This is a genomic window from Mesorhizobium sp. M0292 (genome assembly GCF_040321695.1).
Lineage (GTDB): Bacteria > Pseudomonadota > Alphaproteobacteria > Rhizobiales > Rhizobiaceae > Mesorhizobium.
The window spans coordinates 224147-237312 of sequence record NZ_JAMYSB010000009.1; the positions used below are offsets into that span (position 1 = coordinate 224147).

11 protein-coding genes are annotated in these 13166 nt (G+C 63.5%); 6 read left to right on the forward strand and 5 right to left on the reverse strand.

Annotated features, from left to right (window positions below; genetic code table 11):
- The first annotated feature begins 91 nt into the window (after nucleotides 1–91).
- Together NKI96_RS16795 and NKI96_RS16800 are read left to right on the forward strand one after the other, a co-directional pair.
- Nucleotides 92–2083 carry a long-chain fatty acid--CoA ligase gene (locus NKI96_RS16795; RefSeq protein WP_352738728.1) on the forward strand — a complete coding sequence of 664 codons (1992 nt, stop codon included), beginning with the start codon at nucleotides 92–94 and terminating at the stop codon, nucleotides 2081–2083.
- Nucleotides 2084–2111: 28 nt separating this feature from the next.
- Nucleotides 2112–2819, forward strand: a complete 708-nt coding sequence (locus NKI96_RS16800) for a class I SAM-dependent methyltransferase (protein WP_031242494.1) — start codon at nucleotides 2112–2114, stop codon at nucleotides 2817–2819.
- Nucleotides 2820–2903: 84 nt separating this feature from the next.
- On the opposite strand, the gene NKI96_RS16805 is transcribed toward NKI96_RS16800, so the two are convergent.
- From NKI96_RS16805 to pgi, 3 genes are all read right to left on the reverse strand, one after another.
- Nucleotides 2904–3125 carry a hypothetical protein gene (locus NKI96_RS16805; protein ID WP_156932359.1) on the reverse strand — a complete coding sequence of 74 codons (222 nt, stop codon included), beginning with the start codon at nucleotides 3123–3125 and terminating at the stop codon, nucleotides 2904–2906.
- A 69-nt stretch (nucleotides 3126–3194) separates the two neighbouring features.
- Nucleotides 3195–3926, reverse strand: a complete 732-nt coding sequence (locus tag NKI96_RS16810) for an HAD family hydrolase (protein ID WP_023688783.1) — start codon at nucleotides 3924–3926, stop codon at nucleotides 3195–3197.
- Nucleotides 3923–5566 carry a glucose-6-phosphate isomerase gene (gene pgi, locus NKI96_RS16815; protein ID WP_502900270.1) on the reverse strand — a complete coding sequence of 548 codons (1644 nt, stop codon included), beginning with the start codon at nucleotides 5564–5566 and terminating at the stop codon, nucleotides 3923–3925. The genes NKI96_RS16810 and pgi overlap by 4 nt, the downstream gene beginning before the upstream one ends.
- A 427-nt stretch (nucleotides 5567–5993) precedes the next feature.
- On the opposite strand from pgi, the gene pdxR reads away from it, so the two are divergent.
- Nucleotides 5994–7487: a MocR-like pyridoxine biosynthesis transcription factor PdxR gene (gene pdxR / locus NKI96_RS16820; protein ID WP_023669484.1), complete on the forward strand. Its 1494-nt coding sequence runs from the start codon at nucleotides 5994–5996 to the stop codon at nucleotides 7485–7487.
- A gap of 206 nt (nucleotides 7488–7693) precedes the next feature.
- A complete protein-coding gene (locus tag NKI96_RS16825; protein WP_352805259.1) occupies nucleotides 7694–9313 on the forward strand; it encodes a trimethylamine methyltransferase family protein in 1620 nt (539 codons plus the stop codon).
- A gap of 17 nt (nucleotides 9314–9330) precedes the next feature.
- On the opposite strand, the gene NKI96_RS16830 is transcribed toward NKI96_RS16825, so the two are convergent.
- Together NKI96_RS16830 and NKI96_RS16835 are read right to left on the reverse strand one after the other, a co-directional pair.
- On the reverse strand, nucleotides 9331–9729 hold the full coding sequence (locus NKI96_RS16830; protein WP_352763581.1) for a hypothetical protein: 399 nt from the start codon (nucleotides 9727–9729) through the stop codon (nucleotides 9331–9333).
- A 140-nt stretch (nucleotides 9730–9869) separates the two neighbouring features.
- Entirely contained in the window at nucleotides 9870–11675 is a 1806-nt protein-coding gene (locus NKI96_RS16835; protein ID WP_023682063.1) for an IlvD/Edd family dehydratase, read from the reverse strand.
- A 143-nt stretch (nucleotides 11676–11818) separates the two neighbouring features.
- Between NKI96_RS16835 and NKI96_RS16840 the strand changes: the two genes are divergently transcribed.
- Together NKI96_RS16840 and NKI96_RS16845 are read left to right on the forward strand one after the other, a co-directional pair.
- Nucleotides 11819–12277 carry an SRPBCC family protein gene (locus NKI96_RS16840; protein ID WP_023696771.1) on the forward strand — a complete coding sequence of 153 codons (459 nt, stop codon included), beginning with the start codon at nucleotides 11819–11821 and terminating at the stop codon, nucleotides 12275–12277.
- A 95-nt stretch (nucleotides 12278–12372) separates the two neighbouring features.
- On the forward strand, nucleotides 12373–13166 hold a 794-nt coding region (locus NKI96_RS16845; RefSeq protein WP_352805261.1), incomplete at its 3' end, for a helix-turn-helix domain-containing protein.

Consider the following 13166-nt stretch of genomic DNA (forward strand, 5'->3'; position numbering starts at 1 on the left):
GATCCGCGACATCGCTGCAGCGGAGGACGCCTCACCACATCGAGGCGGCGCAGCATGGAGCAGGCAACAGAACGACTTAGGGAGGCTAGAGGTGGCGAAAGCAACAAAGTCAACGGCCCCGGCGAAAGCAAAAGCGGCGAAAGCTTCAAAACCGGCCGCCGCTGCCGCCAAGTCGAAAGCGCCACCGGCCAAAGCCACTCCCGCCGTCAAGCCAACGGCAACCTCGACGCCGGCGAAGGCAAGCGCCAAGCCGGCAGCGAAACCTGCGGTCAACCGCGCTGCGAAGACAGCACCCGCTGCAAAGCCCGCCCAGCCGCCAGCCGCCAAGACAGCCGCGGCGAAGCCCGCCTCGAAGCCGTCGACGGGCGTGGCCAAAAAACTGCCGAATACGCTGACGGCGCTTGCCGCGGGCTTGCCGGAAAAGCCATGGCTAAAAAGCTATTCGAAAGTCGTGCCGGCGGAGATCGGCGCCCTGCCCTACAGTTCGATCGGCGACTTCCTCGTCGGCGCCTGCAAGCAGTTTTCCGGCCAGCCGGCATACGTCTGCATGGGCAAGTCGATCTCCTATGCCGAACTCGAGCGGCAATCGGCCGCCTTCGGCGCCTATTTGCAATTGAAGGGCCTGCAGAAGGGCGCACGCGTGGCGCTGATGATGCCGAATGTGCTGCAATATCCGGTGGCGATGATGGCCGTGCTTCGCGCCGGCTATGTCGTGGTGAACATCAATCCGCTCTACACGCCGCGCGAGCTCGAACATCAGCTCAAGGATTCCGGCGCGCAGGCGATCGTCATTCTGGAGAATTTCGCCAGCACCCTGGACGCGGTGATTGCCAGGACGGCGGTCAAGCATGTGGTGGTCGCGGCGATGGGCGACATGCTCGGCGGCCTCAAGGGCACGATCGTCAACCTGGTCGTGCGCCGGGTGAAAAAGATGGTGCCGGCCTGGTCGCTGCCCGGCCATGTCAAATTCAATGCGGCGGTGAAGGCCGGCGCCGGCATCGCCTTCAAGCCGGCCAAGATGGAAGCCAGCGACGTCGCCTTCCTGCAATATACAGGCGGCACCACGGGGATTTCCAAAGGTGCTGTGCTGCTGCACTCCAATGTGCTGTCCAATGTCGCGCAGAACACGCTGTGGCTGCAGGACGCCTATGCGATCAAGCCGAAACCGGCGCATCTCAACTTCATTTGCGCACTGCCGCTCTACCATATCTTCGCGCTGACGGTGAACGCGCTGATGGGCATGCAGCAGGGCGCCCAGAACGTGCTCGTTCCCAACCCGCGCGACATTCCCGGCTTCGTCAAGGAGCTGCAGAAATACCCGATGCACATTTTCCCCGGCCTCAACACGCTGTTCAACGCGCTGCTCAACAACGAGGATTTCCGCAAGCTCGACTTCAAGCCGCTGATCATGACGCTGGGTGGTGGCATGGCGGTGCAGAAGGGGGTTGCCGAGCGCTGGAAGGCGCTGACCGGCAATTCGATCACCGAGGGCTACGGGCTGTCGGAGACCTCGCCGGTGGCGACCGCCAACAAGTTCAGCGACAGCAATTTCACCGGCACGATCGGCCTGCCGCTGCCGTCGACCGAGATCGTCATCCGCGACGATGACGGCAACAACCTGCCGCTCGGCGAGGTCGGCGAGATCTGCATTCGCGGGCCGCAGGTCATGGCCGGTTACTGGAACCGGCCGGACGAGACCGCCAAGGTGATGACCAAGGACGGCTTCTTCAAATCCGGCGACATGGGCTTCATGGACGAGCGCGGCTACACCAAGATCGTCGACCGCAAGAAGGACATGATCCTGGTCTCCGGCTTCAACGTCTATCCCAACGAACTCGAGGAAGTCGTCGCCCAGCATCCGGGCGTGCTCGAAGTGGCGGCGGTCGGCGTGCCGGACGAGCATTCGGGCGAGGTGCCGAAGCTGTTCGTGGTCAAGAAGGACCCGGCGCTGACCGTCGAGGCACTGACCGCCTATTGCCGCGAGAACCTGACCGGCTACAAGCGACCCAAATACATCGAGTTCAGGACCGAGCTGCCGAAGACGCCGGTGGGCAAGATTTTGCGCCGGGCGCTGCGGGAATAGTTTGAACGGCGAGCCTGGCGACGGCGGGATGGCGGACGATAGTCGGCGTCCCGATGCAGTAGTGTTCATCAAGGCGAACCTGCGGCTTGCGCCCGTTCCCGCCCTTCGTGAAATCCAGCTCTATACGGCTCATTCCGGCAGCGGCCTGAGGCGGCTTGTCGAGTGGCGAGTTCATGGACCGGAAGACGGCAGCCAAACCAAGGAGCACGAAGCTGAGCCGCAGCCGCCCTACTGGGCCTATGCCTGGGCCGGCGGCGCCGTGCTTGCGCGCTATATACTCGACCATCCGCAAAGCGTGGCCGGCCGCCGCGTGCTCGACCTCGGCGCCGGCTCGGGCCTTGTCGGCATCGCCGCCGCCAAGGCCGGCGCCAGCGCGGTGATCGCGGCCGAGATCGACCGCAACGGCGTCGCCGCGATCGGCATCAATGCCGCGGCCAACGGCGTCGAGATCACCATTGTCGACAAGGACATCACCACAGGCCCGCCGCCGGCCGTCGACCTCGTGCTTGCCGGCGACGTGTTCTACGGCCGCGAGGTTGCTCTGCGGGTGATCCCGTTCCTCGACCGCTGCCTGGCAGCCGGCATCGAGGTGCTGGTCGGCGATCCCCGCCGCGCCGACCTGCCGCTGTCGCGGCTACGATTGCTCGCCGAATATCAGGTGCCGGATTTCGGCGACGCAAAGGGTGATGTGACCAAGCCGAGCGGTGTGTTTTGGTTCGAGCCGGAAGATTGCTAGCGCGACGCGGCAAAGCCCAGTCGCTCTGAATGGCCGGATTCTACTCATTGTGGACAAACCTCAAGGGGCAGAAAATAGATTGGATTAGCCGTTGATAGGAGAAGTCGAATGGCGTGGATTAAAGTTGTTCAACATATCGGCTTCATAGTTTGCCCAAAGTGCGAAAATCGCGGCTTCGAGCTTCAGCCTGGCGAAGACATCGATAACGCAAGCGCCAAGATCAGGTGCGGCAAATGCGGGTACGTTTGCTCTGCTGATGAGTAGCCCACTATGTCCGAAAACAAACCAGAAGCTCCATAGTTTCATGGCTGCTTCCCCCAACTCGGCCATTGGCGGGGAAATCCCGAGCCGAATTGAGTTTGCCCCAGGCCCCCGTCAGACCGTCTCCTTGACCCGCGCCGACAGAAAGTCCGGCAAGTCGGCAACCGAATCCAGAACGACATCGGCGATCGACGCCAGCGATTCCCGCGTGCCGGTGCCGGAGAGCACGCCGACCGCCAGGCCGCAGCCGCCGGCACGCGCCATCTCCAGGTCGTGGCGGTTGTCGCCGACCATGGCGATCTCGGACGCCTTCAACCCGGTCAGGTCGCAAAAGGCGACGATCGTGTCCGGCGCCGGTTTCGGATTGGCGACCGCGTCATAGCCATAGGCGGCGGTGAACAGCTGCGCGACGCCGAGCGTGACCATGGTCTTTTCGGCACCGGCAGTCGAATCATTGGTGGCGACGCCGAGCCGGTAGGATCGCTTGTGCAGAGCCGTCAGCGCCGCGACGATGCCGGGCAAGGCCACCGCCATCGATGAGCCTTGCACCGAGGTGATCTCGTTGAAACGGGCGACGGCCAGCATCTGGTCCTCGTCGGACAGGCGCGGGAACCATAGTTCGACGACATCCATGTTGGTGCCCGAGGCGAAGATGGAATCCGGCTTGAAACGCTTGGCGACAAAATCGAAGCCCGCCGCTGAAAGCAGCCTGTCGGCTTTCCAGCGATCGCCCTCGGCAGCATCCATGGCCATGAAATCGGCGATGCCGAGCCAGGTCGCGTTGAAATCGACAAGCGTGCCGTCCTTGTCGAACAATATGCCCTTGATGTCGGCCGGATTTTTCATTGCGCCCCCCGCAGTTGCTGGATGCGCGCCACCAGCCCGGCCGTCGATGCGTCGCGCTTGGCGGCGCTCTCCTTGCCTTCCACGACTGGCAACAGGCCGGTCGCCAGCTCCTTGCCGAGCTCGACGCCCCATTGGTCGAAGGAATTGATGTTGAACAGAGTGCCTTCGACGAAGACGCGGTGCTCGTAAAGCGCGATCAGCCGGCCGAAGGTGCGCGGGTCGAGCTTGCGGTAGAGGATCGTCACCGATGGGCGGTTGCCGGAGAAGACGCGGTGCGGGGCTATTCTGTCGACATCGGCCGGCTTCATGCCCTTGGCCAGCATCTGCGCGCGCGCCTCGTCCAGCGTGCGGCCCTTCATCAACGCTTCCGATTGGGCCAGGCAATTGGCAAGCAGTAGATCGTGCTGGTGCTTGAGATCAGGCTCATGGCCGACGGCAGCGGCAAGGAACTCGACCGGGATGAAATCGGTGCCCTGGTGCAGCAGCTGGAAGAAGGCGTGCTGGCCATTGGTGCCGGGCTCGCCCCAGACCAGCGGTCCGGTCGGCGTCGTCACCGGCGTGCCGTCGAGGGTGACGCCCTTGCCGTTCGATTCCATGTCGAGCTGCTGTAGATAGGCCGGCAACCTGGACAGTCGCTGGTCATAGGGGATGACGGCACGCGCCGGATAACCGCAGATCACGCGATGCCACCAGCCGACCAGCCCAAGCAGCGCAGGCAGGTTCTTCTGCAGGGGTGCGGTGCGGAAGTGCTCGTCCATCTCATGCGCGCCGCCCAGGAAGGCGCGGAAATTGCGCGGGCCGATGGCGATCATCACCGGCAGGCCGATGGCGCCCCACAGCGAATAGCGGCCGCCGACCCAGTCCCAGAAGCCGAACACGCGATCCGCTTCGATGCCGAACTTGGAAACCAGGTCGAGCGCGGTCGAGACGGCGGCGAAATGCTTGCCGACAGCTTCCTTGCCGAGCGCCTTCTGCACCCATTTGCGCGCCGTCTCGGCATTGATCATCGTCTCGACCGTGGTGAAGGTCTTCGAGGCGATGATGAACAGGGTGGTTTCGGCCGACAGGCCCTTCAGCGTGTCGTGGATATGGGCGCCGTCGATGTTGGAGACGTAGTGCGCGCGCGGGCCGTCGTGATAGGGCGCCAGCGCCAGCGTCGCCATGGCCGGGCCGAGATCGGAGCCGCCAATGCCGATGTTGACGATGTCGGTGATTTTCTTGCCGGTGGCGCCGGCGGCCTTGCCGGAGCGAATGGCATCGGCGAAAGCGCCCATGGCGTCGAGCACGGACAGCACATCCGCCTTGACGTCCTGGCCGTCGACGGTGACGCCCTTGCCCGAGAGGTTGCGCAGCGCCGTGTGCAGCACGGCGCGGTCCTCGGTGATGTTGATCTTCATGCCGGAAAACATTGCGGCACGGCGCCCTTCGAGATCGGCGGCGGCGGCGAGCTTCTCGAGCAGTTCCATCGTGCCCTGGTCGACCGCGCATTTCGACCAATCGAGAAAAAGGTCTCCATCGCTGGCCGAAAATGTCTCGAAGCGCTTGGGGTCCGCGGCAAAAGCCTCGCGCATCGTGCCCGATGCAGCCGAGCGCGCAGCACGCAAGGCGACAAGCTGTTTGTCGAAGGAGGAATGATCCACTGCCGGCTCCTGATCGTTTTTCACGACATCTTATCAGACCGGATGTTTCCGGCGCGTGTCGTCGGGGTGATGTTATCGAGCCGAATTCCGCATGTTTCAATGCGTGGGGATGACGCAGTGCAGCATAATGCGATGTGATGGAGCTACGACGCTGCGCGTCGCGCTGGAGGATGTGATGGGAGTAGCGACGACGCTGCGCGTCGCGCTGGGGATAGTGAGGCGCGACGACGCTTCGCATCGCGCGGGCGTCCGCGCTGCGGGATGACGCAAGCGTCACCCGGGGATGCGACGACGCTGCGCGTCGCGCATAGATCACTGGCATAAATCCCAGCGATCAGAAAAATTGATTGGCGCAACCCCTTGTGCCACGGTTACCTTCCGCTGGTCCAGCCAAGCAAAAAAGACTGGCCATCGAGGAACACCTTCCATGCCACAGCGTAACGACACGGCCATATGGTCCGGCCTGTTCCGGATTTCGGCGGAATCGGGCCAGACCCTGCAGGCGCAGATCCGTCAGGCGATCGTCGCCGCCATTCTCGACCGGCAGATCGCCGCTTCGATGCCGCTTCCGTCCTGCCGCATCCTGGCTGAAAAACTCGGCGTCGCGCGCGGCACTGTGGTGCTGGCGTTCCAGCAATTGGTCGACCAAGGTTTCCTGGTGGCGCGCGAACGGCGCGGCCATTTCGTCAATCCGGATGTGCTGGCCACCCCCGCCAAGCCGCACCAGAAGGCGCCGGACCAGCAAAACGAGATCGACTGGAAGGCACGCCGGCAGATCGCTGCCAGCGACATGCCGCCGCCGGCCAAGCACGACAACTGGATCAAGTCGTCCTACCCCTTCGTCTACGGCCAGTTCGACCCGGCATTGTTCCCGACCGCCGAATGGCGTGAGTGCAACCGCATGGCGCTGGCCGTGCTTGAGATCCGCAACTGGGCCTCGGACATGGTCGACCGCGACGATCCGCTCTTGATCGAGCAGATCCAGGCGCGGCTGTTGCCGCGGCGCGGCATCTTCGCCAATCCGGACGAGATCATCGTCACGCTCGGCGCCCAGAACGCGCTCTATATGCTGGCGACACTGCTGATGACAAAGGGCTCCAAGGTCGCGATGGAAGACCCGGGATACCCCGACGCGCGCTCGATCTTCCGCCTGGCAGGCGCCGAAATCCAGCCGGTTCCGGTCGATCAGTCCGGCATCGTCACCTCGTCCATCCCCAACGATTCCGGCTTTGTCTTCGTCACCCCCAGCCACCATTGCCCGACCATGGTGCCGCTGTCGGCAGAGCGGCGGCAGGACCTTCTGGCGCGCGCCAACCGCCACAACCAGATCATCATCGAGGACGGCTATGACAGCCAGCTTCTCGACGAGGCGCCGCAGCAGGCGCTGAAGAGCCTCGATCGCTCGGGTCGCGTCGTCTATGTCGGCTCGATGTCGAAGACGCTGGCTCCGGGCCTGCGGCTTGGCTACATCGTCGCTTCGGCTGGACTAATCTCTGAGCTCAGGGCGCTGCGCCGCTTCATGCTCAGGCACCCGCCGGCCAACAACCAGCGCGCGGTCGCGCTGTTCCTGTCGCTCGGCCATCACGAGGCCCTGGTGCGGCGGCTGTCGTCGGCCTTCGATGAGCGGCGCAAGCGTCTGGTCCATGCGATTTCCGCATTCCTGCCGGAATGGCGCTCGACCGATTCGGCCGGCGGCACATCGCTCTGGCTGGAAGGCCCGCGCGGCACCGATTCACGTGGACTGGCCGAGGCCGCGGCGTCGCGCAGCGTCATCATCGAGCCGGGCGACCGCTTCTTCGATCGCACCGAAAAGCCCTCGCGTTTCATGCGCTTGGGCATTTCCTCGATCGCGCTGCAGCACATCGAGCCGGGTATTCGCGAGCTCGCGACTGCGGCCGGACGCAGGCCCGCGGCAGCCTGATTTGCCTGTGCCGGAGCTTTGAACAGCCCCGGCCCTTGGCATGATCACCAACATTCTGCATTAGCTCTCTGGCATACTCGGCTGCGTTGACTGGCCCATAGGCTGGGCCAATGGCAACGGCATAGTCGGCTGACAGAGGGACGAAGCAAGCCGACGGTGGACCAATCACCGCGCCGTGTTCGCAAGCTAAAGGTGGAGTGCCCCCCATGTCAGTGGCTGTTGAGCAGCAGGATGCGGCTCTTAAGGATGCGGCTCCTAAAGATACATCAGCCGACCAGCGTTCGCGACGATCCGGCGGGCGCGAAGCGCGCCGCGCCATGCGCGCCGCACCGCTTGCCGACGATATCCGGCCGGTGCGCGCCGGCCTCGAAGGCGGCAGCTACGGGCCGCTCAACCAGAACGACCAGGAGCGCATCCATGAAGCGGTGCTGACGCTGCTGGAGACCGTCGGCTTCGCCAATGCCATTCCCTCCTGCATCGAGGCGCTGACCGGGGTCGGCGCCGTCTATGGCGATGACGGCCGCATCCGTTTCCCACGTGGGCTTGTGATGGACACGATCAAGAAAGCGGCGAGGAATTTTACGCTGCACGGCCAGGACCCCAGGCATGACATGCTGATCCAGGGCAAGCGCGTGCATTACGGCACGGCGGGTGCGGCGGTGCATCTGGTCGATGTCGAAAAGCGCGAATACCGCGAGTCGCTGGTGCAGGACATTTATGATGCCGCTCGCCTCGTCGAAGGGCTCGACAACATCCATTTCTTCCAGCGGCCGATGGTGCCGCGCGACATTCCCGATCCGCTCGAAATGGACTTCAACACGCTCTACGCCTGCGTGATGGGCACGTCTAAGCATGTCGGCACCTCGTTCACGGTGCGCGAGAACGTGCAGCCGGCGCTGGAAATGCTTTATGCGATCGCCGGCGGCGAGGAGAACTTTCGCGCCCGGCCGTTCGTATCCAATTCCAACTGCTTCGTCGTGCCGCCGATGAAATTCGCTGAGGACGCCTGCGGCGTGCTCGAAGCCTGCGTCGAAGGCGGCATTCCGATCCTGCTTCTATCGGCCGGCCAGGCCGGCGCCACCGCTCCGGCGGCAATTGCCGGCGCTGTGGTGCAAGCGGTGGCCGAAGTGCTGGTCGGCCTCATCTACGTCAACGCCATCAAGCCCGGGCATCCGGCGATCTTCGGCACCTGGCCGTTCGTATCCGACCTCAGGACCGGCGCCATGTCGGGCGGCTCGGCCGAGCAGGCAGTGTTGACTTCGGCCTGTGCGCAGATGGCGCAGTTCTACGATCTGCCGGGCGGTTCGGCCGCCGGCATGACGGATTCGAAACTGCCCGACATCCAGTCCGGCTATGAAAAGGGCATCACCGATGTGATGGCCGGTCTTGCCGGCCTCAACTTGGTCTATGAATCGGCGGGTATGCATGCCTCGTTGCTCGGCTTTTGCCTGGAGAGCCTGATCATCGACAATGACATGCTGGGCCACTGCCTGCGCTGCGTGCGCGGCATCGAAGTGACCGACGAAGCGCTGTCGATCGACACCATCACCGAAGTCTGCATGAATGGCCCAGGCCACTATCTCGGCAATGAGCAGACGCTGCGCCTAATGCAGACGGAGTATTTCTATCCTGCCGTCGGCGACCGCTTTTCGCCCAAGGAATGGAACGAGAAGGGCCGGCCCGACATCTTGCAGCGGGCGATCATCGAAAAGAAGCGCGTGCTGGCCGAGCGCTTCCCGCGCCATGTGCCGAAGCTGCTCGACGACAAATTGCGTGCCCGCTTCGGCGAGATGATCAAGCTGCCACGCAGCGGCATGGGCGGGTAAGCTTCACCTTACGAAGGTCAGTCCGCGCTTAGCCCAAAGCGCTCGACGACTTCGGCGCTGATCAGCTTGCCATGCAGCGCCATCAACACGATCTGGGCATCCAGGCTGTCGCCGGTTTCAAGCGCAGCCTCGATGCGGCGCTCAGCCTCCAGCCGCCGCTCCGGCCCATTGGCCTGCTCGAAGGTTTGTGGGCCCGCGATGCAAAAGCCGAACAGCAGCGCCACGGACCGGTAGGCGTCGGGCGGCGGCTCGTCCGGCCAATGATCCTTCATCAAATTGACGATGGTGAGCTTTACCCCCTCGGGAACAAGCGCCGGATGAAGATCGGCGCCGCGCAGCGCGTTGTCCAGTTCCCGCAAATCACCCGAGCGGCCGAACATGCCGAGGAAACCGAGGGAAGAGCGCCGCTTCGTCATTGATGGGTGTTATCCCTTGTGCAGGACCTATCGACACGACGTATCTGTAGACTTGGCCCAATCGATACAAGAGCGTTGCCATGAGAAAAGGTGGCCTGCCCGATGGCAAGCCGCCTTCGATTTCACCAAACTTGCAATGCTCAGTGGTTGTCCCTCGGCACGCCGCTGGTGTGCGCGACGTCCTGGTATTTCACCGCCGGCTTCAGCACCATGCCCTCCGAGAACTGGTCGACCATGGAGCGCTGGATTTCCTGCCATGGCGTCTGGTGCTTGGGATAGTGGTAGCCGCCATCGACCTGCAGTTCGGCACGGCGGCGCGTGATTTCCTCGTCGGTGACGAGGATGTTGGCAGTGCCTTTCCGTAAATCGATGCGCACACGGTCGCCGGTCTTGAGCAGCGCCAGGCCGCCGCCAATGGCGGCTTCCGGCGAAGCGTTGAGGATAGAGGGCGAGCCCGATGTGCCCGACTGGCGGCCATCGCCGATGCAGGCCAGCGCGTGAATGCCCTTCTTGATGAGATAGGCGGGCGGCTGCATGTTGACCACCTCGGCGCCGCCGGGATAGCCGATCGGGCCGGCCCCGCGCATGAACAGGATGGTGTGCTCGTCGATGCCTTGCGCCGGATCGTCGATGCGGGCGTGGTAGTCCTCGGGACCGTCAAAGACCATGGCGTTGCCTTCGAAGGCTTCCGGGTCGTTCGGGTTGGAGAGATAGCGCTCGCGGAATTCCGGCGAGATGCCGCTCATCTTCATGATTGCGGAATCGAACAGATTGCCGCTGAGATTGATGAAGCCGGCATTGGCCTTCAGCGGCTCGGCGACGGCGCGGATGACGTCGGTGTTCTCGTTGGCGACACCCTTGCAATTGTCACCGATAGTCTTGCCATTGACGGTCATCGCTTCGGGATAAGGCAGCAGCTTGGCCTTCATCAACTCGGCCACCACAGCCGGCACGCCGCCGGCATGGTGATAGTCTTCGCCGAGATATTCGCCCGATGGCTGCAGATTGACGATGAGCGGCACATGGAGGCCGACCGTCTGCCAGTCGTCATTGGTGAGCGGCACGCCGAGATGACGGGCAATCGCGTTGAGGTGGATCGGGGCATTGGTCGAGCCGCCAATCGCCGAATTGACGACAATGGCGTTCTCGAAGGCCTTGCGCGTCATGATGTCGGACGGCTTCAGATCCTCATGCACCATCTCGACGATGCGCTTGCCGGTCTCATAGGAGATCTGGCCGCGCTCGCGGTAGGGTGCGGGAATGGCGGCCGAACCCGGCAATTGCATGCCGAGCGCCTCTGCCAGCGAGTTCATCGTGGTGGCGGTGCCCATGGTGTTGCAATAGCCGGTCGACGGCGCCGATGAGGCGACGATGTCCATGAACTCGTCATAGTCAATCTCGCCGGCGGAGAGCCGCTGGCGCGATTCCCAGACGATGGTGCCGGATCCCGTGCGCTTGCCTTTGTGCCAGCCATTGAGCATCGGTCCGACCGAAAGTGCTATGGCCGGAATATTGACGGTGGCCGCCGCCATCAGCAGCGCCGGCGTGGTTTTGTCGCAGCCGATGGTCAGTACGACGCCGTCGAGCGGATAGCCGTAAAGCACTTCGACCAGGCCGAGATAGGCAAGGTTGCGGTCCAGTGCCGCGGTCGGGCGCTTGCCGGTCTCCTGGATCGGATGGCACGGGAATTCGAAGGGGATGCCGCCCATCGAGACGATGCCTTCGCGCACGCGCTTGGCGAGTTCGATATGATGGCGGTTGCATGGCGACAGATCCGAGCCGGTCTGGGCGATGCCGATCAGCGGCTTGCCCGACATCAGCTCGGCCCGCGTCAGGCCGTAGTTCAGGTAGCGCTCGAGGTAGAGCGCGGTCATGCCTGGATTGTCGGGATTGTCGAACCACTCCTGCGAGCGAAACTTCTTCTTTCCGGTGGGGGCGCCTGCCATCATGGTCTCCGTATTTGTAAGACAAATCGATATGGCAACGCGCGGAAGCAGGCAAGAGGGCGCACCGTCGCAACCGGACTTTGGTGCGATAGACACAGACCAGACCGTGCGTTAGGCCTTCGAAGTCTGTCCGGGAGGTGTCGATGGCTTTGGTGATCGAAGGCGAGGAACGCATTGCCGCCCCCCTGCAGAAAGTGTGGGACGCGCTGAACGATCCGAAGGTTTTGCAGGCGACCATTCCCGGCTGCCAGCACCTGGAGATGAAATCGCCGACCGAAATGGCGGCGACGGTGGTGTTGAAGATCGGACCGATCAAGGCGACATTCAACGGCGAGGTGACGTTGAAGAACCTGAAGCCGCCGCACTCCTACACCATCCAGGGCGAGGGCAAGGGCGGTATTGCCGGCTTCGCCAAGGGTGGCGCCGACGTGACGCTGACGGCGGACGGGCCGGATGCGACGGTCCTCAAATACGCGGCCAAGGCCGAAGTCGGCGGCAAGATCGCCCAACTCGGCAGCCGGCTGATCGAATCGACTTCGAAGAAGCTGGCCGGGCAGTTTTTTTCAAGCTTTGGCGAGAAGGTGGGCTCCCCTCCCCCTTGAGGGGAGGGTGCCTCGTTGTCCGAACCGGATAGATAGGTAACAGAATGGACCGATAGCATGGGTGACAGTTTTCTCCTTCGCCGGGAGGACCGGCGATGGTTAGGCGAGAGACTGGCATCATGGACGAGCGGCTACGGTTTGTTGTGGAGTGTCTTGCTGGGGATGAGACGATGGTTGCGCTTTGTGCGGCCTACGGGACCTCACGCAAGAACGGCTACAAATGGCTCGGACGTTATCGGGAGTTCGGCCCGGAAGGTTTGCACGACCTGCCGCGAGCCCCGCTCAATCAAGGCCGTGCAACAGCTCAGGATCTGGTTGAGCGGATTGTGGCGGCCAAGGAGCTGCATCCGCTTTGGGGTCCAAAGAAGATCGTGGCACGGCTCAGGCGCACGGCTCCCGAGTTCATGTGGCCTTCAGCCTCGACGGTCGGCGCGATCCTTGCGCGGCATGGGCTTGTCCGCGCCCGCAAGCGACCCCGCCTGCGGGCCTGCGGCAATGGACCCTGGCCACAGCCGCAAGAACCGAACGCGGTGTGGACTGGCGATCACAAGGGCTGGTTCCGGACCCGCGACGGCTGGCGTTGCGAACCCTTGACGGTGATGGATGCGTCGAGCCGCTATCTTCTGGCGCTCGAAGCGACGGGGTCGACGGCCGATAGCGAAGCCTGGCCGGTGTTCGAACGGCTGTTTGAAGAGCATGGCCTGCCGGATCGCTTCAGAAGCGACAATGGCCCGCCCTTCGCATCGGCCGGCGTCACCGGGCTGACGCCGCTTGTCGTGCGCTTCATCAAGCTCGGCATCACCCTGGAGCGGATCGCACCCGGCAGGCCACAGCAGAACGGACGTCACGAGCGCTTTCACCTGACCATGCTGCCGATGGCCGAGGCACC

Excerpts from the sequence above, each read along its gene's own strand:
- NKI96_RS16805 (WP_156932359.1), bottom strand. The coding sequence starts at position 3,125 with ATGAAACTATGGAGCTTCTGGTTTGTTTTCGGACATAGTGGGCTACTC.
- NKI96_RS16835 (WP_023682063.1), bottom strand. The coding sequence starts at position 11,675 with ATGGCAGGCGCCCCCACCGGAAAGAAGAAGTTTCGCTCGCAGGAGTGG.
- NKI96_RS16840 (WP_023696771.1), top strand. The coding sequence starts at position 11,819 with ATGGCTTTGGTGATCGAAGGCGAGGAACGCATTGCCGCCCCCCTGCAG.
- NKI96_RS16810 (WP_023688783.1), bottom strand. The coding sequence starts at position 3,926 with ATGAAAAATCCGGCCGACATCAAGGGCATATTGTTCGACAAGGACGGC.
- NKI96_RS16825 (WP_352805259.1), top strand. The coding sequence starts at position 7,694 with ATGTCAGTGGCTGTTGAGCAGCAGGATGCGGCTCTTAAGGATGCGGCT.
- NKI96_RS16830 (WP_352763581.1), bottom strand. The coding sequence starts at position 9,729 with ATGACGAAGCGGCGCTCTTCCCTCGGTTTCCTCGGCATGTTCGGCCGC.
- pdxR (WP_023669484.1), top strand. The coding sequence starts at position 5,994 with ATGCCACAGCGTAACGACACGGCCATATGGTCCGGCCTGTTCCGGATT.
- NKI96_RS16800 (WP_031242494.1), top strand. The coding sequence starts at position 2,112 with ATGGCGGACGATAGTCGGCGTCCCGATGCAGTAGTGTTCATCAAGGCG.